Origin of the sequence: Hymenobacter koreensis (assembly GCF_039541855.1) — a bacterium.
Classification (GTDB): Bacteria; Bacteroidota; Bacteroidia; order Cytophagales; family Hymenobacteraceae; genus Solirubrum; species Solirubrum koreensis.
The window spans coordinates 37,893-62,627 of the sequence record NZ_BAABHA010000003.1 but is presented as its reverse complement, the minus strand read 5'-3'; the positions used below and the strand labels follow the sequence as shown (position 1 = coordinate 62,627).

At 57.1% G+C, this 24,735-nt stretch carries 19 protein-coding genes; 7 read left to right on the top strand and 12 right to left on the bottom strand.

Going from position 1 to position 24,735, the window contains the following annotated elements; all coding sequences use genetic code 11:
• The first annotated feature begins 1 nt into the window (after position 1).
• Positions 2–1,708 carry a restriction system-associated AAA family ATPase gene (locus ABD903_RS08660; protein WP_345223307.1) on the top strand — a complete coding sequence of 569 codons (1,707 nt, stop codon included), beginning with the start codon at positions 2–4 and terminating at the stop codon, positions 1,706–1,708.
• A gap of 100 nt (positions 1,709–1,808) precedes the next feature.
• A complete protein-coding gene (locus ABD903_RS08655; protein WP_345223305.1) occupies positions 1,809–2,708 on the top strand; it encodes a hypothetical protein in 900 nt (299 codons plus the stop codon).
• A gap of 176 nt (positions 2,709–2,884) precedes the next feature.
• On the opposite strand, the gene ABD903_RS08650 is transcribed toward ABD903_RS08655, so the two are convergent.
• Positions 2,885–3,865, bottom strand: a complete 981-nt coding sequence (locus ABD903_RS08650; RefSeq protein WP_345223304.1) for a tyrosine-type recombinase/integrase — start codon at positions 3,863–3,865, stop codon at positions 2,885–2,887.
• Positions 3,866–4,000: 135 nt separating this feature from the next.
• The gene (locus ABD903_RS08645) at positions 4,001–4,849 is read right to left on the bottom strand and encodes a phospholipase D-like domain-containing protein (protein WP_345223302.1); all 849 of its coding nucleotides are present in this window, start codon (positions 4,847–4,849) and stop codon (positions 4,001–4,003) included.
• A gap of 170 nt (positions 4,850–5,019) precedes the next feature.
• Here ABD903_RS08645 and ABD903_RS08640 point away from each other — a divergent pair, with 170 nt between their 5' ends.
• Together ABD903_RS08640 and ABD903_RS08635 are read left to right on the top strand one after the other, a co-directional pair.
• A complete protein-coding gene (locus ABD903_RS08640) occupies positions 5,020–6,372 on the top strand; it encodes a DUF4236 domain-containing protein (protein WP_345223301.1) in 1,353 nt (450 codons plus the stop codon).
• Positions 6,373–6,477: 105 nt separating this feature from the next.
• Positions 6,478–7,356: a hypothetical protein gene (locus tag ABD903_RS08635; RefSeq protein WP_345223299.1), complete on the top strand. Its 879-nt coding sequence runs from the start codon at positions 6,478–6,480 to the stop codon at positions 7,354–7,356.
• 255 nt (positions 7,357–7,611) lie between these two features.
• On the opposite strand, the gene ABD903_RS08630 is transcribed toward ABD903_RS08635, so the two are convergent.
• Both ABD903_RS08630 and ABD903_RS08625 read right to left on the bottom strand, forming a co-directional pair.
• Positions 7,612–8,505: a hypothetical protein gene (locus ABD903_RS08630; RefSeq protein ID WP_345223298.1), complete on the bottom strand. Its 894-nt coding sequence runs from the start codon at positions 8,503–8,505 to the stop codon at positions 7,612–7,614.
• Positions 8,502–9,461: a hypothetical protein gene (locus ABD903_RS08625; protein WP_345223296.1), complete on the bottom strand. Its 960-nt coding sequence runs from the start codon at positions 9,459–9,461 to the stop codon at positions 8,502–8,504. The genes ABD903_RS08630 and ABD903_RS08625 overlap by 4 nt, the downstream gene beginning before the upstream one ends.
• Before the next feature lie 376 nt (positions 9,462–9,837).
• Here ABD903_RS08625 and ABD903_RS08620 point away from each other — a divergent pair, with 376 nt between their 5' ends.
• Both ABD903_RS08620 and ABD903_RS08615 read left to right on the top strand, forming a co-directional pair.
• Positions 9,838–11,514, top strand: coding sequence for a hypothetical protein (locus ABD903_RS08620; protein ID WP_345223294.1), 1,677 nt, complete (start codon positions 9,838–9,840; stop codon positions 11,512–11,514).
• A gap of 95 nt (positions 11,515–11,609) precedes the next feature.
• Positions 11,610–13,709: an amidohydrolase family protein gene (locus tag ABD903_RS08615; RefSeq protein ID WP_345223292.1), complete on the top strand. Its 2,100-nt coding sequence runs from the start codon at positions 11,610–11,612 to the stop codon at positions 13,707–13,709.
• Between the two features lie 62 nt (positions 13,710–13,771).
• On the opposite strand, the gene ABD903_RS08610 is transcribed toward ABD903_RS08615, so the two are convergent.
• The 8 genes from ABD903_RS08610 to ABD903_RS08575 form a co-directional block, all read right to left on the bottom strand.
• Complete coding sequence (locus tag ABD903_RS08610) at positions 13,772–14,410, bottom strand: hypothetical protein (protein ID WP_345223290.1); 639 nt, start codon at positions 14,408–14,410, stop codon at positions 13,772–13,774.
• Positions 14,411–14,415: 5 nt separating this feature from the next.
• Complete coding sequence (locus ABD903_RS08605; RefSeq protein ID WP_345223288.1) at positions 14,416–15,207, bottom strand: PDDEXK-like family protein; 792 nt, start codon at positions 15,205–15,207, stop codon at positions 14,416–14,418.
• Positions 15,197–16,774 carry an SNIPE associated domain-containing protein gene (locus ABD903_RS08600; RefSeq protein WP_345223286.1) on the bottom strand — a complete coding sequence of 526 codons (1,578 nt, stop codon included), beginning with the start codon at positions 16,772–16,774 and terminating at the stop codon, positions 15,197–15,199. Before ABD903_RS08600 ends, ABD903_RS08605 begins: the two co-directional genes overlap by 11 nt.
• A gap of 231 nt (positions 16,775–17,005) precedes the next feature.
• Positions 17,006–17,476, bottom strand: a complete 471-nt coding sequence (locus ABD903_RS08595; protein WP_345223285.1) for a hypothetical protein — start codon at positions 17,474–17,476, stop codon at positions 17,006–17,008.
• 169 nt (positions 17,477–17,645) lie between these two features.
• Positions 17,646–18,296 (bottom strand): BRCT domain-containing protein, encoded by a 651-nt coding sequence (locus tag ABD903_RS08590; RefSeq protein WP_345223283.1) that lies wholly within the window; start codon positions 18,294–18,296, stop codon positions 17,646–17,648.
• 103 nt (positions 18,297–18,399) lie between these two features.
• Positions 18,400–19,209 carry a 3'-5' exonuclease gene (locus ABD903_RS08585; protein ID WP_345223281.1) on the bottom strand — a complete coding sequence of 270 codons (810 nt, stop codon included), beginning with the start codon at positions 19,207–19,209 and terminating at the stop codon, positions 18,400–18,402.
• Between the two features lie 237 nt (positions 19,210–19,446).
• A complete protein-coding gene (locus ABD903_RS08580) occupies positions 19,447–19,701 on the bottom strand; it encodes a hypothetical protein (protein ID WP_345223279.1) in 255 nt (84 codons plus the stop codon).
• A 75-nt stretch (positions 19,702–19,776) separates the two neighbouring features.
• The gene (locus tag ABD903_RS08575; RefSeq protein ID WP_345223277.1) at positions 19,777–21,123 is read right to left on the bottom strand and encodes a Y-family DNA polymerase; all 1,347 of its coding nucleotides are present in this window, start codon (positions 21,121–21,123) and stop codon (positions 19,777–19,779) included.
• 408 nt (positions 21,124–21,531) lie between these two features.
• On the opposite strand from ABD903_RS08575, the gene ABD903_RS08570 reads away from it, so the two are divergent.
• Complete coding sequence (locus tag ABD903_RS08570) at positions 21,532–24,285, top strand: PAS domain-containing protein (RefSeq protein ID WP_345223275.1); 2,754 nt, start codon at positions 21,532–21,534, stop codon at positions 24,283–24,285.
• Positions 24,286–24,735 lie beyond the last annotated feature (450 nt).

Below are 24,735 nucleotides of genomic sequence, written 5' to 3'. Positions count from 1 at the left end.
GATGAAGTTAGTCCGACTGAAGATGCTGGCTTCATTCCGAAGCTTGAGCGAGGGTTTCGAAATGAACTTTCGCTCACAACATGTCCTCCATAGAGATAGCGATGACCTGTCTGATTTCAACCCATTCTGCCTAGTTGGCTTGAATGGCAGTGGCAAATCAAATGTACTTGAAGCTTTGTCAGGGATCTTTTTTCATCTGGATTCTTGCACGTCCAAGTATAAGCCGACTGCATTTACAAAGCATTTTGACCCTAAAACTTCAACTCCAACTGGATTTGAAGTTGAGTATTTTATTGGGCTTAATAATGGAAGCCCATACGTTATTCAGAATTTTTATAAGGTACGAATATTAAAAGAGCCTTCCTTAGAGCCTAAAATGTATGTCCAATCATATCCTTTCAGCAGTAATCAAGAAGAGGTCGCTGTCAGCCTTAACTCCCAATTTGGTGAGGCTGCTCCCGCAAGGATATACTTGCCTGACTTGGTAGTAGGATATTCTTCGGGAGAAAACGAGATATTAAGTCACGCGTTTATTAAAACTAGATTTATTCATTTTGATGAATATATCGAGGCTGTAGCAAAGAACTATTTTTACTCAGAGCCTGAATCAAGTCTTGTTTATATTGATGAAGGAATGAGTCAAGCCGTCTTGCTTTCTAATATGTTATTCCAAGACGATGATACATTAAAACCTCTCAGAGAAAATCTCGGCGTTTGTGCAATGCGCAGTTTTCGTATAAATATAAACATGCACGAAATAAAAGTAAGAGGCGAAAAAGAAAACTATATTAAACAAAATATTATCAAGCAATTAGACGGAAGTATTGACTCGCTAAAAGCTTGTTCAACATGCTGGTATGAATATATTGATGAATCTGGATTAAAACATTTGGTTTTGGATTATTGGGTAAATGAAGCGACAAAACTAGCTTTCAAAGAGCATTTCCAAAATGCTTTTACACTTTTCAGGCTTTTTCAAGTTCTTTATACTCTCAATAATAGAATTGTCACAGACGACATAAAGGAAGAGGTCTATCAATCAAAGGGATTTTATATAGATGGTAAAATACCTCATGCAGCGCCTTCTGATCATGTATTTTATTTTTTAGATTTCTTAATTACCAAAGAGAACAAGAACAGCAATAGCAAAATAGACCTCTTATTGAGGAATTTTTCGGATGGCGAGCATCAGTTTTTGCACACCATAGGCATATGTTTAATGCTGAAGAACCACCGCACATTGCTTTTACTTGACGAACCTGAAACGCATTTCAACCCTAATTGGCGTTCTAAGTTTATCAAAACACTTAGAGATTCTATAAAAGCAGGAGGTGGCAACAATTTACTTAAGGAGGTATTGATGACATCTCATTCGCCATTCATTATTTCTGATAGCAAATCAAAATTTGTTCATATTTTCAAGAAAAATAACAATGACATCACCACTACACAAACAGCGGAAAATATCAACCTTAATACGTTTGGAACTTCAGTAAACTTAATAACAATGAAAGTTTTTGGCAAAACTGAGACCATTGCTGATCTGTCAAATGATAAAATCTCTGAAATAAAACACTCATTCGAACAGGGTGATATTACAGCTGATGAAGCTCTTCAAATAGCCAATCAGCTTGGTGAGTCTTTAGAAAAAACTCTTCTAATAGTTGCCATTAATAACAAACCTAAAAACGATGTTGTACTCTTATAAATCAATCCCTCATAAGCTGGATAAATTCCACCTGTACATAAAGCATTTAGTAATGGAAGTCTGGTGCAAGGAAACCAGACCCTTCGCTACAAGCATGCTAATGCCTGGCCTTGCAAGTATTGCTTGCGGCATGCCAGCTCATTACCTACTTATACCTATAGAAAAGAATTACAACCTAATCAAGGGCAAACCGAAGTCATTAAAAAACCTTATTTCTGATGGATTCCGATTCAACAATGATATTAATGGACTTTGCAATGGTACAATTAGCCCTGTTCAATATTCCGCTATTAAAAAATCAGATGAAGGTTTAGCTAAAAGTTTAAGTGAGTTCTTCGTTGAAGCATATTCTTTATTAAGTGATTCGCGTGTTATTTCCGCATTAGATGGTATTGATGATCACTATGACACCTTTTTTGCAAAAGGAGCTAACGAGCCTGTTTGCCCATTTTGCGGAATATCCTCTATGCTTAATCCTGAAAACAGCACCAGAGAAGCATATGATCATTTCTTTCCGAAAGAATTATATCCATTCAATTCTATAAATTTTGCCAATTTGGTCCCTATGTGTCACACATGTAATTCTAAATATAAAACAAGAAAAGATCCAATAAATTTAAGATTTGGAGGGCCTCGAAAACTAGTGTTTTATCCTTTTAATAAAGACAAATTTGAAATTAATATCGAATTTGTTTTCAAATCTTATGATTTAGAGAATATTACCTCTGATGATATCGATATTACCATCGCTTCAAACACACATAAAGAAGAGGTGAAAAGCTGGAAATATATATTTGGTATCGAAGAAAGATATATAGCCAAGTGTTGTGAAACCTCTGCATACAAAGGCTGGCTTGAGGAATATCGCCTCTTATTATATGCAGGCATGAGCATATCCTTTGACGAATATATTAAGACTAAAGAGGTACACAAGTACACTAATGTCAAGTTTCTTGAAGTGGCATATCTTAAAGCATGCAATAATTTGTCTATAATTTAAAAACACATAACACAAACATCGCAAATCATAACTCTTTTAATATTTCATTCAATCATAAACAAATCAATTAACATACTAATTATGCAGCAATATTTGTCATTTAAACAACAACAAATACATCTTTGCATTAACAAGCACTTGGCCTATTCAGCGAAATAAATATTGAATATATTTCTTTACAACCCTAAATACTGGGCAGCATTAAAACTTTTCACGTCGTTCAACCGTGCGTAACGTTCGATCATCGCATCAGTTTTCTGTTTTGTTTGATTCTTGATTGCTTTGTTTGACTGCCCTGCTTCAACAGCCACCGTTACAAAGGAAGCTCGCAAAGAGTGGGCTGTGTAAACAAGGCCAAGGTGACGCTGGACTAAATCGTTCACACTTTGATCAGAAAGGCGAGCCTTGCCAGGTTGAGCAGGTCGCTCCTTATTGCCACGGCTCATGCGTGTGAAGAGAGGCCCAGTGGTTCGGTCCAAGCATTCAATCCATTCCTGCACAGCCCGCACTGGACAGTAATCAGCACTGGGTGCGTAGAATACTGCCTTATTTTCTTCAAGGCCATACTGATTCGTTTTGCTGCGCCGCAGGTGAATCACTAATGCCTGTCGAGTAAGTTCTACATCTTCTACGTTCAACGCCACGAGTTCCGATCTTCGGAACGCTCCAGCAAAACCTAGTAGCAGCACAGCACGATCCCGAAGTCCAGTAGGTGTTGTAAGATCCATTGCCCGAATGGCTTGCTTCAACTCAGTAACAGTAAATGCTGGCGCTTGTCGTTGGCGCTTGCCAACAATCCGCGCAATTCCATCCAGCACCACGTTTAAGGCTTCGTGGTTCGTAGGCGAAGGCTGGCCAGCGAGTTGGTGCAGCTTGCTAATGGCTGCTACATGCCTGCGAATGGTCGCCAGCTTCAACCCACGATCCGCTAACTGCGATACATAAGCCGCTACGGTTGTTACCTCCGCCGGCAGATGGACCTGTTGGTGATGCTCGCAAAAATCCTGGAAACTACGCAAGTCAGCTGCGTACCCACGTTTGGTATTCTCCGCGCCGTGCAGTCCCGCCTCGACGTACTTCGCCACCGAGGGCGGCAATTCCACCAACGAGTGATTTCGGGTTGGCACGACCACGGCGAGCTGGGCCGACTTTTCCATGAGCTATATAATTAAGGAGTACTGACGGGATTTCTCCCCGAAAATACGCCTTTTCATCTTAGTACCGATAATTGTAGGTTATCGGTACTAAAGCCTCAGATTCACTAACTGTCGGCACAGCACAAAGGCCAGCTTTCAAGCATCTTTAAAAGCTCGTACACTCTTAATGAACGTCATCACCTCTGCTAACAGTTGCTTCTTTTCGGGCAGCCGTAGGTTATCTAGGTATGCAGTTGACAACCGCGGCTGGTAGGCGCCTTCCACCATACTATAGTGTCCCCGATCACCCCTATCCAGCTCATATCGGAAAGCTGGAGACGTGAAAAAAGTTGAGCACCGCGCCTCAAACGCGCTGGCCTCAGCTTCCGAGACAATGGCACTCAGGAAAAGTCGATTCGTAGCCTTGTCCACGTACAAGAAGAACGTGTTCGACACCGCCCGGATTTCGAACTCGTCTTTTTGGAAGGTCACCCGCGCGTCTCGCCGTGTCTGGTCGGCAATATAGTGTTCCAAAGCCACGCTGAACCGCTCCTTGGTCAGGTACAGGTCGGCCTCCGTTGGCCGCTCGCTTATTTCGTGCGGCACCACGAAGCGTTTCACAAAGCTTTTGAGTTCATCCAACTCCGTCTGCGTTTCCAATTTGCAGCCAATTTCGATGGAGTTGCTGTTGGAACTGGCCAGTAAGTTCATCGAGGAGATGACCCCACTGGTTTCACTGAAGTAAAACTTTGCGTGCAGGTTGCTTACTAGCCGCGCTTTTAGCCCCAGCGCCTCTACTTGCTCCCAACTGCCCGCATTATCGGGGTCGTTACGCACGAAAAAGTCAATCCGTACTCCCCGTCCTTTGGCTGCCGTTAGGGCTGCGGCCAGCTGCTGCCATTGGGTTAGTTTTACGTAAGGCGACACTAGAATCAAGTACTGCTGGGCGGAGTGAATCACCTCTAATACTTCACTGCTGATTTGGTGGGGCTGGAGAATCTTCATGTAACGAATGCAGGCAATCAACGCGCAATTTAAAGGTTGGTAGCTCACGTGCCACACGGACCAACGTTAGTTAAATTGACTGTGGCTACACGACTAATTTCCTTGCAAGTAGTGAGTTGGGACATTCACCGACCCATGTATATTGCGCATAGACTTTCTATCCGTTATCCATGGGATTCTCGTTTCGCAAATCCATTAGCTTCGGCCTGATGCGGGTTAATTTATCAACTCGTGGCATTGGCTACTCCGTGGGCGTGAAAGGTGCTAGGATTGGTGTTAATCGGCGGGGCACATATGTTTCGTTGGGGGCTGGTGGCATTCAATATCGCAAATACCTGCAGCAGACTACCCCTCACAGCCCGTCGTATCCTCCCGCGTCGCTGCCGCCTAAGGCTCAGGGGCACCTGCATACCATTACTTCCGATGAGATAACCCAGCTCAGTGACGTTGACTCGCAGGACTTCATCAACGAGCTAACCGAGAAAGCCGCCAAGATTTCATTTGCCATGTGGGGTACGCTGGCCTTAGCTCTTCTATTGTGCTTTGGCTTGTTCAGCTACTTCGGTCAAGTCACGCGCACGGAGGAAATCATCACCCCGAAGGTGGAAATCACCGCCTCCAGCGGTATCAAGATTCGGCAGCAGCCCGACCCGGAAGCTCCCGTGGTCGGCTCGGCGGTTTACGGTAGCATGCTCCCCCTCACGGACAGCACCATGAATCACTGGTATGGGGTGTCGACTGGGCAGTACGTTTCCAAGAAATTCGCCCGCATTACCCGCGTTCCGGAAGTCAAACAATACCTGCGCTTAGACGAGCAGCCTGGCTTGTTCTGGACCGGTCTTGCCTTTTGCCTGGCGGCTGTACTAGCCGCTTCCATTTATCTGGCACAGGTTGACAAAAGGCGCCTGACATTGGAAATCAACTATGAGTTCAACGATGATTTAGCCCAGGTACACGCCGACTTCCTGAAAGCCTTTGGCCAGATTTCCAATTCGCACAGAGTCTGGCAGTATTTGCACTCCGAACGTATCAACGACCGACGGCGCAATGCCGGGGCCAGTAATGCCATTTCGCGCATCGGCCTTGGGGGCGTTTCCTTAAATCGAAAGCCCACCCGTCATTTGCAAACCAATATTTCCATTCCGTATCTGGGTCTGCGCAACACCGAACTATACTTTTTTCCAGAACGCTTAGTCATTCGGCGCAACAACCAGTTCGCGGCCATCTTTTATAAGAACCTACACCTGATCTCGCGGGACTCTACCTTCATCGAAGAAGGCAGCGTCCCATCAGACGCGACCATCGTTGGCCACACATGGCGTTACGTGAACAAAAGCGGCTCCCCCGACCGGCGCTTCAACAACAACCGCCAGATTCCAAAGTGTGCCTATTCCGAGTATGTCTTCCGGTCTGGTACTGGTGTGTATGAGGTGATAACGACTTCGCGAAAGGGTGCACTCGATCTGTTCACCCGCTATATCGCGGCCATTGGAGAAGTGCAACAACGCATGAACCTGAACTAAGCTAAAAACGGAGATATCCTATACTATGTGCCTAGCAGTGAGCATAAAATGGACTGCGAAAATTAGCCACTCCAAGTGTTGAGGCACCCTTTTTTCAAACACAAGGTGCAGTCCATGTTAAAATTAATAATGCTGGCCCTAGCGCTGTTTTTCATCACTGAAAACGTGTTGGCTTACAATGAACCCAACCATTGCCTGATCACCCAGCGAGCAATCGACTTACTGAATCACCGATTCGGACTGGACTACATTACCGAAGCAGAAACCAACGCAATCCTTAAAGGCAACAGCAGCGAAGACGCTTTCGGGCACAAGTGGCTCATACGCCTGTGGAACCAACACTTTTTCAATCCCCTAAAGCCTAGGCAGCTTTGGGAAAGAAACAAATCGATCGATGTTCGATTCGAGCGTATCGCCGACCGGTGCGTCGCCAGGGCCACCGCCAGCGACTTTTTTTTCCGGGTCGGCGAAGTCGTGCACCATATCCAAGACGCTACCAACCCGGCTCACGTGGTTCCCGTCTACCACGGCGGACCGCTCAAGGACAAATTCGACGAGCAGCTTATCACGAATTATCTACCCGAAACGGTGGCTTTGGACACGGTTACCACTTACCCGGCGCCTTTCACGCTATCCATTCTCAAACCCGTGGCCGTGCGCACGCTTGACAACGTCAAGCAACCGTTCGTGATCCAGGTTGCCCACCACAACGCCGTTTCCGCCAAAACAATAGATTGGAGCTACTTCTGGCAGGAAAACGCGACCGCATGGTTTGGCGCGTATGGACTGCTTGGTGCCCCCACCAGCGACAAACCCAGAAAAAAGATAGACAACTACTGGAATACAGAGATACGCCATGGCGACACCTCCTATTCCATAGACAAAAGAGACTACGAGCGTTTCAGCTCGCAGCAGCTGGAAGTAGCAGTGCGGCACACCGCCAACTTTATTCGTTACGCCAAAACCTTGCACGGCCGCCCGTGACAACAAGCATTTCTACGACGCATCATCGCCGCGCAGCGGAGCCACTCGTTGCCGCGCCGCTTTATATACTTCTGGGCCGTACAGGCCCTGCTCGTTAAAGGCTCGTACCCCAACGGTTGGGCAGCAGCCGGATAAAATTTCGCTTCAGCGTCAATCCGTAATCGCGTAGTTCGACCCGTGGGGGAGGCTTTGCATGCACTTTCTCTGTCCATCAGCGGGGTTTGGGAATCGCGTGCCAAGGACCCACGTGGCGGCCTACCGGCCGGGGGCTACCGGTAAGCCCATGACGCGCTCGCCGTGGAAAAAGAGGGCCGTGTACTTGGTTCCGGGGAAAGGCTGGGTAAAGCGCGCGATGAGTTCGTCGGGGACTTTTTCATTCGTGGCCCGCACCCAATACAGGACGTTGTTGCGCAAGTAGGAGACGTTAGCTTGCTCCAAGGTAGGCGCCCAGAAACGCAGGCTGGCGCCGATCCGCCACGCGTCTTTGCGGAAAAACCGCGGGGCTAAGGCCAGCACGCGTCCGGGAATCGAGTACTTGCCGTACCCCGGCCCTTCCTGCGCCAGGGCGTCCAGCGTCAGCACGCTGCCCCCGGGAGCCAGGGAAAACAACCACCGTTCCGGCCCCGGGTACACCCCGGGGCGGGGTTTGCCGCCCAGCCGGTTGAACTGAAGCTCCCCCCCGGATACGCGGCCGATAAAAAAGGTGTTGACCGAGCCCAGGTTAACGAAGTTATCCACCCGAAACAAGGGGCGATCATACCGCAGGGACCCCTGGCTTACGTCCGCCGGCACGGTGGTCAGGTACACGAACCGGTTGCGCTGCGCCGAGACCAGCAGGTACTGGATTTCCAGTTTTTCCAGCTCCCCCGGGCGGGTTGGATCATCGCAATCGCAGCGCTCGACCGACGCCGGCTGGTCCGGGCGGCCGGAGGCGTAGTAACCGGCCGGGGGCCGGGGCCGGCAAACCTGCCGCACGTACAACGAAAAGGTTTGGTCGAGCACCACGCTGTCCACCACGGTCCCGGGCTGGCTGAGAAGTTCTGCCGCTAGCTTAGGGGTAATCATAGTGTAATACTTGTTTTTGAGCCGGCGGGCAATGCCGCAGCTGGCCAGCAACACCGCCATCAGGACGATCAGTACCTGTTTCATTGGATCCCGATGCTGGTTCGCGCCCCGACGTAGCTACCCCCAAAAGACGGGTAACGCGGGTACGGAATGTGGTGGTAGGCGTCGTAGCCGACGTAGTGAATGGTGTTTTGCACATCCACCCGGTTGTAAGGGTTGTTGATCCGCCAAAAGCCCGTCCAGCCGCGCCGTACGCTGCCGGCGGTCACGTTGAGGTAGCTTTTGTTGAAGTATTCCTGCTGCGCGTCTTTGTAGTTGACAAAGCCTTGGTCCAGGTCACTGGCCACTTCGAAGGCGTTGGGGGAATACCCGGAAAACTTGTGGTAGCTCAGCAGCACGTGGTCCAGTTCGCGGGTGCGCGGCAGGCTGAGGCCGAGAAACCCGCCGCCGGTGAAATAGCGGTCTTCCCCATCGCCCAGGCCCAGGTTCTGCATTCCGCCGCCGTCGTTGTAGTAGCCCAGAAAGGCCCCGCCTCCCTGCACGCCTAGGTAGCCGATGCGCTGCCGGCGCGACTTACGCGCGTCCCCGGCCAGCAGGAGAACCGTGCCGACCGAAGCCGAGTAGGCATAGGGGTTCTGCAGCGCCGGATACACCAGGTCGGTGAAGTAGTACAGGGGCCGGTTGCGCACCCGCAGCTCGGCGTTCCGGCGTTCCCGAAACGCGTAGCCCTGCCCGCTGGTAAGGGTCAGCGCCCCGATCAGATCACTGGAAAACCAGCGCCCGCTGCGGGCGCCCGACTGGGTGCCGATTCCTCCCCCGTAGAGCTGCCACTCCAGATTGAGCGTGGGGTAGAGCAGGCGCTCAAAGGCCGGGGCGCCGGCGCCGGCGTTGAAGCCCAGCCGCAGGTGCGGGGCTCCCCGCTGGAACTCCAGGGTGGCCAGCAGCGAGGCCCCCAGCTGCAGCGAGGTTGTGGAAACTACGTCCCGGACTTCGTACTGGGCCTGCGCACGCAGGCAGCCCAAGCCCAGCAGCAGCTGCAACGCCCAGCGAAACGCAGGAATAAGCCGGGACTTAACGCAGCCGCGGGAGCCGACGTTCGTTCCCCTCCCTACACGAAGCGCAGGTGCGCACGTTCCGGAGCTTTTCATTGCCGGTTGGACCAAGGCCCGTCCATAAGCGTGGACGCCGGCTGTTTTATTATGCGATCGCCTGGGATTCACATTGAAATAATTAAGCTGCATCCTTTGGTTATTATAATTTCACAAGTGTAATATTAATCCGCTACAGTAATTCCGGCTTTCATTCTTTTTTATTTCGATGCCCGTGTCGCCTAGTGTACTTCCCCTTGCAACGGCGGCCTTGTTGGTGCTGTGCGGCAGCTGCCGGGCTCCCCAAGCGGCGCTCCTTGTCCACCCCGTGAACGATCTGAGTTTGCGAGTGCTGCAGTTTTCCGGGGACGGCCGCCTGATTACCTCCCTGAAAGGCCTGAAGCGCAGCGAACGAGCCCTGTTTCCCCACCGAAGCGCCACCACGGATGCCTCGGTTTACATCCACGAGATGTTTGCCTCCCTGCGCCGGCAGCGTCCCCGGCACCTGGTGGTGTTTACCCACGGCGGGCTCGTGTCCTTCAAGGCCGGGATGGGGCGCGTGGTCGCCATCGAGCAAGACGAGCGGCTGAAGCTGTGGTCTGCTTCGGCCGACACGGCCTTTTTGTATTTAAATTGGAACGCCGGCCTGCTCTCCACCTACGGGGAGCACTTGGTTACCAACCAGGGCCAAGTACTGCCGGTCCGCTCTTTTTTCGAGCACGGGTTTTCGGGTTTTCGACGAGGCATGGGACTGGTAGCCGGCAACTTGTTGGCGGACGTAGGCCGGGGGGTTACCCGCTTTCCGCTCAATGCCAAGCAGTACGCCAGCGATGCCCCACGCATGTGGCCCCTGGCCACGGGCAACCCCGCCACTTTTTACCGGTTTGAACCCGGGCTCTTGCTGCTCGACCCCGCGTCCAACAACGAGCCCGTGGATGCGGTCAACCTACAGAGCGACAATCTGCTGCGGGCCTTCATCGCCCGGCCGGCCACGGCCATGCCGCTCTCGATGGACTCCGCGCTGGGCAACACCAGCCCGTTCTACAACCATTTCACCCAATCCATGAAATGGCTGCCCGCGCGGGCAGCCACGGTGTTACTCGGTGAGGTCATAGGGCGCCCGGCCTGGCGGTCCATGCTGCGCCGCACCCAAACCATGTACCACCGCCCAATGCCCCGGGCCGCCCTGCAGCCCGATTCGGCTACGAGCGCCGACAAGCAGCTGGCGCTACGCGATGCCGTACAGCGGGCCAGCCGCCGCGAAGAAACCGTGCCCTACCTGTTTCACCCCGGCCTCATGCTGGAATTTGCCGACAGCCTGGAGGCCTACCGCCAGTGGCGCAGCCGTCAGCCCGATGCAACCTGGGCGTCCCCGCTGCCTACGTCCCCTGCTCACCTCGGCAGCTCGGGGAAGCAGAAGCTACGGCCCCAGCGGCCCACTATAACACTCATCGGGCACAGCATGGGCGCGATCGTGATGAGCCAGCTGCTGGAGGAACGGCGAGACCAGTTGCAGGTCGACCACATCGTGTACATGGCGGCCGCCTGCAACCTGCAGGACTTTCGCTACAAGGTGGTGCCCTATCTGCAGCAGCGTCCCCAGACCCTCTTTTACAACCTTACCCTGCATCCTTACAGTGAGGTCAACGAAAACATGCTGCAGGGGGTGCTGCCCGCGCACTTTCCCCCCTTGCGCGTGCCGGTGGACGGGTCGCTGCTCGTGGCCATTGATCGGCTGTTGATTGACCCGCTGACCCCCATGGAACGTACCCTGGGCCGCTGGCACAACTTCGTGCTGGCCACCTTCGACCCGGGGTTCGTGCCCGAGCCCATGCGGCGACGCGTCACCCTCAAGGCGTTCGGCTTTGGCCCCTCGGGAAGTTTCGGGCCGCAGTACCACGGCGACTTCGATAACGTTCGCCTGCCCAAAAAAGGGCTACCGGTGTATCCCCATGCGCTGTGGAGCCGGGAGTTCCGAGAAGCCCGTATTCCAAGCCCTAAGTGAGCCCCGCACCCTGACCGAAAGCATCCTGCACTTGCGGGGCGGTCGCGGTTGGACCGCCATTCATACGAAAGTAATTTTTGCCTTACCGTTTACCTATGAAACAAATCTACCTCTCTTTGCTGGGAATTGGAGCCGCTGGCTGCGTCGGCCTGAAGGTGCCGTCCAACATTTCCTCGCGTTATCCCGTTGACTCGACCCGCAGCGGGTACGTGGATTTTCACAACCACACGACCATGAAGCCCTACACGGCAGGGGTTCAGGTACCGAAAGGCACGCCTGATGATCAAGTGGCTGCGCAACAGCTGCAGGCCGCCCGCCATAGCAATGAACACTTGGCGTGGACCCTTAACACCCGGGGCGAACGCAAGCGCAAAAAAGAAGGTGCTTTCTCTTCTTTCGCGGGGTATCGGCAGTCGCAGTGGGGCGCTTTGGGTACTTACCGCCTGATCTGCACCTCGCTCTACGGCTACGAGCGGGGGTTGGTCGACGACGCCCGGTGGTTTAACCGCTTTATCAAGTCCGTGGGGCGGCGCATAGGCATTGGACTGCCGGCCCACACCCGCCGGGAATTGCGCAACCCCTACGTTACGGCCTTTGACGATTTACAGGCGGAATATGCGTTTTTGCAGCGCCAAGCCAAGGTTGATCCCGAGAAACCGCGCGAGGGCGAAAAAATCAAACTGATTAAGTCGGCGCAGGAGATACGCCAACTCTCACCCGGGCAAACGGGCTTGGTACTGAGCATCGAGGGGGGGCACGCGCTCTTTGGCCCGCAGCCGCGTCTGGATAAAACGTTGTTGGTAGCGGACACCAAGGCAGCGTATGCCGACCAGTTAAAGGCCAATATTTCCACCCTCAAGCAGTGGGAACACCCGGTCATGTTCGTCACCCTCTCGCACCTGATCTGGAACAAACTCTCGGGGCACGGCAAGGGAACCGACATCGAGGGCAGCCCGGGCAAACTGCTCCACTGGCTGTCGCGGTTCACATGGTTTCGGGAAGGCGGCAACACAATGCCGGCCACCGGAATTACCGGTATTTCTGGCTTTTCTGCCGACGAGCCCAAGCCCTACACGGTGGTGTACGACAACGGGTTGGCCGGCAGTACCTCCGACGATCCCCAGGGCTTAGGCAAGCTCGTTGTTGAGCAGCTGCTGGACAAGAAGAACGGGCGGATTCTCATCGATATCCGGCATTCCGGGATCAAAACCCGCTTGGAATACTACACCCTGCTTAAACACCGCCGCGCGCAGGGTGATCACATTCCCATCATGGTCTCGCACGCGGCCATGAGCGGCAAAAGCCTCCGGTTCGCCCTGGCCACCGCCTTGCGTCCCCGAGCCGATAATTACGCGGAGTTTAAAAACCCGGCCGCATTCTACGAAGATGAGTTCCGGCGCTGGAAAACCCCGTCAGGACTGGACACGCTCTCGCCGACCCTCACGCTCTCCACGCATCCGGGCTCCCAAGTCATCCGCTCCCTGCTCATTGCCAAGGCCGGTTTCTCCATCGAGAACACCCCGTATTTCTACCGCGACTTTTTCAAGCCCCAGCCTTTGCGTCGGGATACGCTTACCTACCTGCGCGCCAGCGAAGTGCCCACGCCCGCCCAGCACCGCGCCGGTTACTTTCAACCCTCTAGCATCAACCTGGCCGACGAGGAGGTAGATATTATTTGTCAGTCCGACGGGCTGATCGGGCTGACCGTGGAGCAGCGGGCCCTCGGCACCCGACTGCCCGAAGCGTGGCAGGAACGGCTGCGCATTCACAAGTTACTCACCGACTCCATTAGCCACCACCTGAAGTCCGGGGTTGTCAATTTGCCCGCCGGCGTGAGCCCGCAGGATTTCATCGATCGCTTCGTGGTGGTGGCGCCTTTCGTACGCAACCTCTCCCACATGGTGCACGCCGCATCGCCGGCCAGCGACGTGTGGCGCCATATAGCCATCGGAACCGATTTCGACGGCGTCATTGACCCCCTCGATTACTTCCATACCTCCGATCGCCTGGGGCAGTTAGAGCAATTCGTGCACGATCACTTTGAACTGTACGACCGGTATTACCCCTACCTGAAACTGCGGCAAGCATTAGCCAATACCCCGACCGGAAAACCCTACCCCAAGCAGCAGGCCTTGCGCCAGCTCTTCTCGGAAAACGGCTCAGCATTTATACTCAAGTATTATCCTTCCCGCTAGCCCACTTATGCATACGAGTCCCACTCCGGCTACGATTACCTTTTCAATGCATTTTGCCTTGTCTACCAAGGTGCTCCAGCCATTGCTGATTGACCGTAGTGGCCAGGGAATTCCTTTGATGCAGAACGAGGGCTTTTTTCCCGGAAGTTGGGAAGCCGAGTTGCGGGCGGATGCCCGTGACCGGGTATTTTTTGGGTTTGACCGGTGTCTGAGTCCTTACGAGTTGGCCGCTGGCGATGAAGTGGTTCGTATTGACCATCGGACACACTTCCGAAGCTGAAATTGAATTTTTCACGCCCCATAAAGCGTCCTTCCCACCATACATCAATCCGTTCAAAGCAGTCCATAAGCCTGCTGCACTCGGTGTTTTGCAGCAACCGGGTCGCTTCAGCGATGGCGTAGGCTTCGTTGCTGCGAACCTCCAACACGAATTCCCCACCCCAGGCCAGTACCAAGCAAACGGAGCGGTCCCCAAAAGCGGTCAGGTACCAAATCATGGCCATTCGATCGGTCCCTTCCTGTTTGAAGGACCACCCCGGTACCGTGTGCTCCTGATGAAAGTAGGCGTGCGCTCTGGCAACTACGGTGCGGGTCATAACCCGCATCAGATTCTCGGTCTGCCGGCTTAATGCAATGAAGGCCTCCCACTTATCCAGCGTGTCAAAAAGGCGAACGGCTTGTGCTAATTCTTGGGTTTCCATGGACACTAATGAGCTTTCCAGAATTGAAGGTATTGCAGGGTAAACTCCCGGAGGCGATGGTTGTCGACGGGCAAACGCGGCAGGGCATTGCTAAGCCACTGCACGACCAGGTCCGGAAACAAATGCTGCTCCGGCTCCATGGGAATTACTTCCGGTAGATGTGCGGCCCAGGTCAAGCGTTCCCACTCTTTGGGCTTTCGCATGGATTGTTCGTCCGGCCGCTTCCACGCGGCCGGCGCCAAGTATACCATGCGGTAACTGTCCTTCGGCGGTTGCGCAATTTCCTCAGCTGATCGATGACGAGACACCTGCTGCCGATGGATTTCGCGGTACCAATAGCGATACAACTGGTGGGGTTGATCGACCGCGTAGTTAGATTTGTTTTCGATAACCACCACCGCGTGGGGATGAGCGCGCTTGAGCAGCACGTCGATTCGTCCTTGTTCGGCAGTAACGGTCCAGGTATGGCCGGCGCCGCATTGCGGCTGCCTAATGCCGAGCACTTTTAAAAACTCCTCCAAAAAAAGCCCTCCTTGCCCGTGCTGCGACCGAGGGTTCAAAAAGAAAGCCAGCAAGCGGCTATGGGTGGTTTCTCCGGGAGCGAAAAACCTGAACAGATTGATTTCGGCACTGGTCAACCGGTTGTATTCCCGGTTGACAGCTGCGTGTTGTGTTATGGCAGGAATCAGTTCAAGCAGAGCATGCTGCCGGCGGTGCCCGTTGCGGCGGTAGAACTCGGTAATTGAATCAACCACGCTACCGTAGCGCTCAGCATCTACACATTGATTAGTTACCATTTGCCAACGCCATAGCTCCCGCTTGTTCCGCTGCGTTCAATACCGCCAGCGTTTTGCGGTACTCCGCAGCCTCTGCGGCCAAAGTGAACTCGATTACCGCGTGGTGCACCTGCACCGCCTCCGCGATTTCCGGGAGCGACACGCGGAAAAACTCTTTCTTGTAGTTGACCTGGTTCACGCGCCGCGCGTGGAAGGCCCAGTGCAGCGTGTTCTCCAGCGCCGGGGCATCGTCGCAATAGATGATGGCGTGCACGTCGAACTGAAACGGCACCGACGCGTCGCCCAGTTCACGTACCCGGTCCATAGGCTCCAAGCGGCGGGTCATACCGATTTTGTACACATCTTCCCCAAACGAGCCGATGTTGGAAATAACGTACACGTGCCCGGAGCGGGTGAGCTGGGCCCGCGACAAGGCGCGTTCCTTGTTGGTGCTGGCCTGCGCGAGCTTGAGCTGCAGCTGCTCGATGTCGGCCAGCAGCTTAGCCTGCTTGGCTCCATTAGCCGTGGCTACTTCTTCCTGCGCTTTGCGCAACGCGTCGGCGTAGCGTTTTTCTTCTTTTTCGGCATCCAGTTTAGCTTTCTCGATTTCGCGCTGGGCCAGCTCTTCCTCCCGCATCTGCTCGCGAATTTGCCGCTGCTCTTCTTTCTCGGCTTGGAGCTTTTCTTGGTACTCGTGAGCCAAGTACAATTCTTTCAGTTTCAGCTCCAGATACGTCGGTGCGAGCGTGGCCTGCTGCACCACCACCAGCGAGTTGACGACCTCGTAAGCCTTGCGAATGCGGGCTTCCATGACGGTCACGTTGTTGTACTTGACCTTGGCCACGGCCGCGTCGCATTCGCCATTGAAAGCCCGCAGCATAAGCTTGAGCGTCTGGTTGGTTTGCTTCCGGCCTTCGGCGACGCTGCCGTTGACGGTCCATTCCGCCTCGCACGTGGCGGCCGTCTTGGCGGCTATCATGCGCTTCTGCTGCTCGCGCATGAGTTGCAGCTCCAACTGGTAACTGACCGAGGTGTCAAACGAATAGCGCGGCTGGTAGAAGCCAAACCCCTGCAGGTCGGCTTGCTCATCCAGCGCTTGCAGCTCGCTGCGCAATTGCTGCAAGCGCTGCTGTAAGGCATCGGCTTCGGACTGTTGCGCGTTCATGGACGCCAGCAACCGCTGCTGCTCGGCTTGGAACCCGGCCTCTTTCGCGCGCAGATCCGCCAGTATCTGCTGCCGCTTGGCGTCGGTTTCTGCCAGCACGCGCTGCTGCTCTGTCTGTGCTTGCCGACGCGCCGTGTCCAGCTGAGCCAGCACCTGTGCCTGCTCGGCAGCGGTGTCGGCTTGGATGCGTGCCCGTTCCGCCTCGACGTCCACGATGGTTCGGTAGCGCAGTAACTGCTGTTGGTGTTCGGTGCGCAAGGCTTGTTGCTGGTGTTCAGCAGCCGCGGCCTGTTGTTCCAACTGAATTCGGTGGTCTGCCTCCAACGACTGGCGGCGTTGCCCAGCAGCCCGCAAACGCAGCAATTGCCATAGCAGGACCAATACCGCGAGGCCCAACGCGCTCGCTAACAAAGTGGCATTCATATCAATGGAGGAGTTTATAGATGCGTTCTGATTCAACCTCAATGCCCCACCCCATATCAGTCTGGCTTACCAAGGGTCGCGGTAGTCGATGCCCGCGCGTAGTAGTCGGTCGTTTATACCACCGGGGAATGGGCAGCCAGCAAGAGCGTGCGCATGTTATGCGTACTGATACCATTGCAGCCGGCGGGTTCGTGTTAGCTCTCAACTGTTGAAGCAGCAGGCCAGGAAGGGTCACGCCAGTACGCCCCCGCTCAGCTGATACAAACGCTCCACGCGCTCGTGTTTCGCTTTTTCTACGCTGTTCACAAAAGCAATCACCGTTTCCCGTTTCAGCCCCTTAGTGGCGAAAGCCAAGCGCGTGCCGCCGTCAGAAGTGATGCTGATGATGTGCCGGCGGCTGGCCAAGTACGCCAGCACCAACAGCAACCCGACCGCAAGCGCCCCGGCCCCAAACGCCTGGGCATCGCCAGGTTGGAAGAAGGCTAGCAGGCCGACCACGGCCAGTAGTGCGCCGCTTATCCCTAATAGTGGTTGGCTTTGGTAGCGCACCTCGCAGGCGCTGATCTTCTCCAACATGATCGAGACCAAATGCGATTCGCTGGCGTTAGCGGCGTTGTAGCGAATCCGGTTCGAGGTGAGCAGGACGACCCGGTTGGGCGTGTAATCAAGGAGTTCTTCTCCGTCGAGTAAAAAGTCTTCCATAAGAGAGGGTAGAGAGGCTTCCGCCACGGCATAGGGCCGCATAGGAAATGGTCAAAAGGAATGATTCAACTTGGGTTGCTCCGGGTCCTGTAACTGCCAGCACATTCGCTCGGCAGCAAACCAGAACCGCTGCCAACATGCAAGCAATGCGGAAACCGCGGGCGGGGCATCAGCCCACAAACTGGCGCCAGTGATCCTCGGAGAGAATGCGAATGCCCGTGCCCTTCTCGCGCAGCTGCACCGCCTTTTCAATCTTGCGGCCGTGGCTGGTGTTGATCCAGTCGCGGCTGGCGAATACCCCCACCACCAGGTAGTCAGTCGACCGGGTCGGGGACGCGTCAGTCGCTTGGCCACCCAGGGCGTCGATGGCCTCAAACACCGCCGTGCGGGCCCCAAAGGCAAACTTGCCGGTGACCACGAACTGCTTGTCGGCAAACACCAGCGGGTGGGGTTGCGGCACGCACAGCGGCAAGACGGTCGAACGAGTTTCGGCGGTGGGCGTCGGCGCTTGGGCAAAGCCGCAGAGCTGTTCCATCACTTCCTGAAGTTCGGCCCGCTCCTCGGCGTCGCACACCCCGTCTTCGAAGATGCGCTCCACCCGGTGGAGCACCGCCGTCAGCGGCCATACCGGTTCCTCGGCCGCGTGTTTGCGCACCCACTCGGCGAAAAAGACTGCTTCGCGTTCACTGACCTCGCCGTCGGCCAAAATGCCGGTGCACAGGCCCACGAGCTGGTCCACGGCTTTGGCCGCGTTGTTGGCGCGGTGAAACAACGGCAGCGGTTGGCCGTGCTGATCTACAGGGGTACCGGGAATAGGCATATAGGATGAGGTGATGTGGCAAAAAAGAATAGGTGAAGCAGCGTTACTCCCATCGCCTGCTCCAGCTCGAATCGACGAGCAAAGCAGGGAAAAGTGAGGGCGATTACACCACCACGCGCTCGAGCACTTTGCGCACGGTCAGTTTGGTGGTCTCGGGGAAGCTGTCGCCCATGACCCACTTGATATAGCCCGGGTCGGCGTCGGTGACCGGCAGGCCCCGGTGCTTGCCGAAGTTCCACACGATGGTGCCTTGATCGTTGCGCACCAACTTGGCCGCCGGATCGATGCGGATGGTGCGGGAACGGCCGTGGTGCACCCCGTCGCCCAAGTCGCTCAGGCCACTGGCGCAGAATAGGTCCTCCGCGCAGACCTGCTCGTTCGCCTGCAAAAAGGTCGACAAAGGCCCGTGCGCCAAGGCCTCCAAGAGCTCAAACGTCGCCGCCGTGTCGGCCGCGGCGCTGTGGGCCTGGGCGTGGTCCCGGCCCAGGTACTGGGCCACGGCGGCTGCGAGCGTACGCGGGTTGAACACGCGGTAGATGTCGGACACGTCGATGACGGAGGTGTCCCAAGAGGGAAAATCCAACCCCGCGTGCGCAAATTCTTCGGCCAGCAGCGGCACGTCGAAGCGTTTGCCGTTGAAAGTGCACAAGTCACACCCGGACAAGTAGGCGTACAACCCCTTGGCCAGCTGCTTGAAGGTCGGTTCGCCGGCTACGTCCGCGTCGCGGATGCCGTGCACGGCCGAGGCACCGGCCGGGATGGGACGTCCGGGGTTCAGCCGCCGCGTTTTCGTCTCGCGCGTCCCGTCGGGGAAGATTTTCAGGATGGAGATTTCCACGATGCGGTCGGTGACCGTATCGGTGCCGGTAGTTTCGAGATCAAAGACGGCCAGCGGCCGGGATAAGCGGAGCATGCAGCGGTGCTAGCGGATTCAAACACGGGTAGGATTCCAGCAATGCTACTGAATTTTACAATAATTTATATATTCAATTGGATGAAATAGCCGCATTTATTTGAAGCGGTTGGTTGCGTGTTCGAACATGCTACCGACTGCCGTCCTCGCTCGCTCGCGCTACCAACCCGCAAAAGGAATAGTGGTACCACTCCGGTTTGGCACTCCTGGCGAAACGCGGGGCGTGACGCCGTACCACTACGCCGCCCGGCGGGCCCCGTCTTGTTCCAGCGCCGCCTTGATCAGCTCCGTTACCACCACCCGGCCCATACGCCGGACCTCCTCCGGCCGGCTGGCCAGGTAGCGAATGGCCAGGTAGCGGGCCGTCGAGTCGGGCCCTTCGCGGCGGTAGCGGGCGGCGGCGTGGGTTATCACCCAGGAGTGGTAGCCCTCGGCGTGGATGCGCAGCACCAGCGCATCCAACAGCGCGTCGTATTCAGTGGTTACGTGCATAAGTACAGGGGCATTGGTTTCCATAAAAAAGTTGAGGTTTAGCAAAGTACCAAAGGCCCGGCAACGGGTTTGAGCTCAGGCCGATACGGTCCACAATTCTCTCCAGCTGGTGTAAGCCGGGCTGCGCCGCTCGAAGCGCGTGGCCCACACTGGCGGCGGTTGCTGCTTGCCCACCAACGCGGCGGCCAAGGTGACCGTGCCGCGGCCGAAGCGCTGGTTGAGCCCGTCGAGCGCGGCCAGCACCGCCGCGCGCGGCTCCTCGATGCTCACCGGTGCCGGCGGGGGGCTGAACAAATCGAGCTGGCGCTGCCCCTCGGGCTCGAAGCCGCCGAGTACCACCCCCGTCTTGACGTAGCGCGCCCCGGGGCCGAAGATGCGGCGCAGCGCCGCCCGGGCCTGGGCCAGCAGCAGCCCGGTGTCGGCCGTGCCGGCAGGCAGGGTCACGACCGTGGAGCGCGAGTGTGGTGGCGGGGTGCCGTCGTAGCGGCTGGTTTCTACGAAGACGGTGAGCAGGTGCGCCGCCGAGCTTTGGGCCCGCAGCTTCTCGGCCGCGCGGGTCACGTGGTTGGCTAGGGCCTCCCACACCTGGTCGAAGGTCGTGACCGCGCCGCCGAAGGAGCGCGAGACGCACAAGCTTTGCCGCTGGCGGGTGCCGTCCTCGCTCTCGCCCAGGGCCAGGCAGGGAAAGCCCTGCAGCTCGCGCACCAGGCGCTGGCCCACAACGCCGCCGAGTTGCTGCTTGGCCCAGCCCAAGGGCACCTGCGCGAGCTGCGCGGCCGTGGTAATGCCCTGCTCCTGGAGCTTCTGGGCGTACTGGCGGCCAACGCCCCACACGTCCTCCGCTGGCACCTGTTCCAGGGCCCAGGCGCGCAATTCGGCGTCCTGCAGCCAGCACACGCCGGCCAGCTCGGGCCGCTTTTTGGCCACGCGGTTGGCCAGCTTGGCCAGGGTCTTGGTTGGGGCGATGCCCACGCAGGTGGGGATTCCGGTGTGCTGGTGTACGCGCCGGCGCAGGCGTTTGCCCAGCGCGGCCAGGTCGGGCTGCACCCACCGGGTCATGCCCCGCAGGTCGAGGAAACATTCGTCGACGGAGTACACCTCCACGGCCGGTGCTTCGGCCGCCAGCAGCCCCATCACCCGCCGGGACATGTCGCCGTAGAGGGCGTAGTTGCTCGAAAAGGCCTGCCCGCCGTGGCGCACCAACAACGACCGCACCTGAAAGTACGGGTCGCCCATTTTTAGGCCTAAGGCCTTGGCTTCGGCCGAGCGGGCCACCACACAGCCGTCGTTGTTGCTCAAGACCACCACGGGCACGCCTTCTAGCTTAGGCTGGAACACCCGCTCGCAGGAGACGTAAAAATTGTTGCAATCGACCAAGGCGAAAATACCGGCGGGCCGGCGGAAGGGACGCCGGTCCGGCAAGGCACGAGATTACTAAATTAATTGGCAGTTCGTTTTGCTATAAAATTTAGCAATTGATTATGGATTGGCTATCAGGGGCCGGCTCATCGCTGATTTCCTTAGCCTTGTGCTGCGGGTCGGAGGAACTGCCCACCTTGCGCAGCCTCAACTTAAGCTCCCGCACCCTGCTGGATGGAGGTGGTGGGCAGCTTGAGTTGGACCGCCACCCCTCGCAATAGATCGCAAGCGGATTCCTGTTCTGGACCAGGTACCCGGCCCGGGTAGCGCAGGTAGCAGACGTGCCCGGCGAAACCCCGTCATCGGCTGCGAAACCCTTAACTTGCACGGGCTTACCCGTAGCCGTTGCCGACCCTGCGCAGCCAGCCCCTGCGCAACTATGGTTGGGTGGGCTGCACGCCGCCGATTTCTATGTCCCTCCCGTCCCCTTCTGCCGCGCTGCCCCCGGTCAGCGCCGAGTTTTGGCTACCTCACGTCGCCGCACACCTGCCCGACGGTATACTGCTCGTGGACGCGGCCGGGTGCGTGCAGTTTCTAAACGAATCGTATTGCCGCCTTTGGGGGCTGGCCGAAGGCGCTGCTTACTGGACGGGCCAACCCGCCGACCGCCTGCGGGCGGTGGTACAGACCATGGTTGCCGAATCCGAGGCCTTCCGGCGCCGCACCGAGTCCTGGCGGGCTGACGGCGAGCCGGACCCGCGCTACCCGGTGGCCCTCGCCGACGGCCGCTGGCTGGAGCTGGATTTTGTGCCCTTGCAGGTTCCGGCGGCGGGCCTGCTGGTATACGTCCGCGACGTCACCGAGCGCCACCGCGCCGAAGCCAAGCTGGCCGAGCAGCGCCGGTTTTACGAGTCGGTCCTCAACGAGATTCCCAGCCAGATTGCGGTGTTTCGCCCGGACGGGCGCTACTTGTTTCTGAACGCCCAGGCCGTGCCCGATGCCGGGGCCCGGGCAGCGCTGCTCGACCAGTTCGTCGACGCCTACGTAGCCCACCAAGGTTGGCAGGCGGACATTGCCGCCGCGCGGCGGGCCCATTTCCGGCGGGCCGTCGCTGAGCTGCGGCCGCAAAGCTGGCAGGAAACCACCCCCGAAAACGACGGCCCGCCGCGCCACTACCTGCGCCACTACCAACCCGTGCGCGACGCGGCCGGCGCCTTGCAGTACGTGATTGGCTACGGCACCGACATCACCGCCCGCGTGGCGGCCGAAGAGGCGGTCCAGGCCAGCGAAGCCCGCCTGCGCGAGCAGCAGCAGTTCATGCAGCAGCTGCTCGACACGACCCGGAGCGTGGTGTACGTGCGCGACCCCGACGGCGACATCCTCTTCGCCAACCCGGCCATGCGCGAGCTTCAGACCCAGATGGGCGCCACCGAAGAGCTGCCGGAACCCTTGCAGGACCAGCGCCTGCAGGAACTGGCCAGCTACGCCGCCCTCGACGCCCGCGTGCTGGCCACCGGCCAGACGCTTGACGCCGAGGACCTGCTGACCATGCCCGACGGTTCGGCCCGGTGGTTTTACACCGTCAAGAGTCCGCTGCCCCGGTGCGGGGCCTCGCCCCACGTACTGGGCGTAAGCACCGACATCACGGCCCTGAAGCAAGCCCAGATTACGCTGATGGGCAGTGAAAAGCGGTACCGGGACTTGATGCAGTACGCGCAGGCGCTGATCTGTACCTACGACCTGCAGGGCACCGTGCTGTCGGCCAACCCGGCGCTGTCGCGCCTGCTGGACCGCCCCGAAACCGAGCTGCTGGGCTGCTCGGTAAGTCAGTTCATGCTGCCGGAGGACCAGCCGCACTTTGACGCGTACCTGGCCCAGATGGCCCGCGAAGGCGAGGCCCAGGGCGTGTTGCGGGTGCGGCCGAGCGGCAGCGCGCAGGTGCACCACCTGCTCTACCACAACTTCGTGATGCGCGAGCACGGCCAGGCCCCCTACATCATTTCGCACGCCCACGACATCACCAATCGCGTGCTGGCCGAGCAGCAGATGAAGCAGGCCAAAGAAGCCGCCGAAGCGGCAGCCCAGGCGCGGGAAAACTTCCTGGCCAACATGAGCCACGAAATCCGCACGCCCCTTAACGGCGTGCTCGGGATTGCCGCCCAGCTGGGCAAGACGCCGCTGGACGCACGCCAGCAAGAGCTGCTGCAGGTCGTGCAGGCCTCGGGGCGCCACCTGCTGGGCGTGCTCAACGACGTGCTGGACATGGCCAAGATCAGCTCGGGCAAGCTGGAGCTGGTGTCCGAGTCGTTCGACGTGTGCGAGATGCTCTACGAGGCGGCCCGGCCGCTGTTTGCGCAGGCGCAGGAGAAGGGCATTGAAGTTGAAGCCATCCGCTTGCACGAGTCCTGCCCTAATTCCTGGGTGGTGGGCGACGCGCACCGGTTGCGGCAAGTCATCCTCAACCTGTTTTCCAACGCCATCAAGTTCACCCCGCCCGGCGGGCGCATCACGGCCGGGGGTTACCAGGTGGCCGAAACGGCCGACACCATCACCGTCGAGTTCCGCTTCAGCGACACGGGCGTGGGCATCCCGGCCGATAAGCTGGCGCACATTTTCGACTCGTTTGCCCAAGCCCAGGCCGACACGGCCCGCCGCTTCGGCGGTACTGGCCTGGGCCTCTCGATCAGCCGGGCACTGATCGAGCAAATGGGCGGTTCGCTTACGGTCGAGAGCACCGAGGGCAAGGGCAGCACCTTCGCTTTCGCCATTACCCTGCCCCGGGCCGCACAGGCCCAGGCGGCAGTAGCAGCATCTGCCGCCGTTGGGGTGGGCTTGCAGGGCATGCGCCTGCTGCTGGTGGAAGACAACGAAACCAACCGGCTGCTGGCGCGCATGATCCTCGAGGACTGGGGGGTGGAACTGGACGAAGCCGAGGACGGCGAGCAAGGCGTGGCCCTGGCGGCGGCGGCCGATTACGACGCCATTCTGATGGACATCCAGATGCCGGGCCTGAACGGCTTACAAGCCACAGCCGCCATCCGTGCCCTGCCCGACCAGCGCCGGGCTAGCGTGCCCATCGTGGCGCTGACGGCCAACGCCTTCGAGTCCGACACCCAGCAGTACCTCGCCGCCGGCATGCAGGCCTGCGTGGCCAAGCCCTTCGACGAAAACGAACTCTTTCAAACCTTGGACCGCGTGCTCAGCATCAAGCGCCAAACAAGCTAGGCTGGAGTTTTTTGGCTTAGCCCATTTTGCATGCCAGCAAATAAATCCCGAAGCCGTGTTCCGCTAGGCCGAGGAACCGGATTGCTCCGCTTCATGGACGACCAGCTGAACAAGCTCGAAAGCGCCTTTTGTTCGCGTGGGGCATGTTCTACAAGCAGAACGGGCAGATTGCCTATGCCAGCCAAGAAGAGCAGCAACTGGCCGCTGCCTGCAAAACGTGATTGGGTGTTGGAATTGCCTCTACCCGAACCAGTACCGAAGGGGCAATGCGTCCCGGTAGGTACAGGAATGTTGCAAAGCGAACTGCCCACTCCCTCCCCTAAAGCCCCCGATTGGCGTGTGCAACAAAAGGCATGAAGAGCTTGCCCATCTTCATTAGATCATTCGCCAACTCTAAGGTTAACGCCTTCTAATATGATGGCAAAGACCAAGTAGGTCAGCAACGTTTCG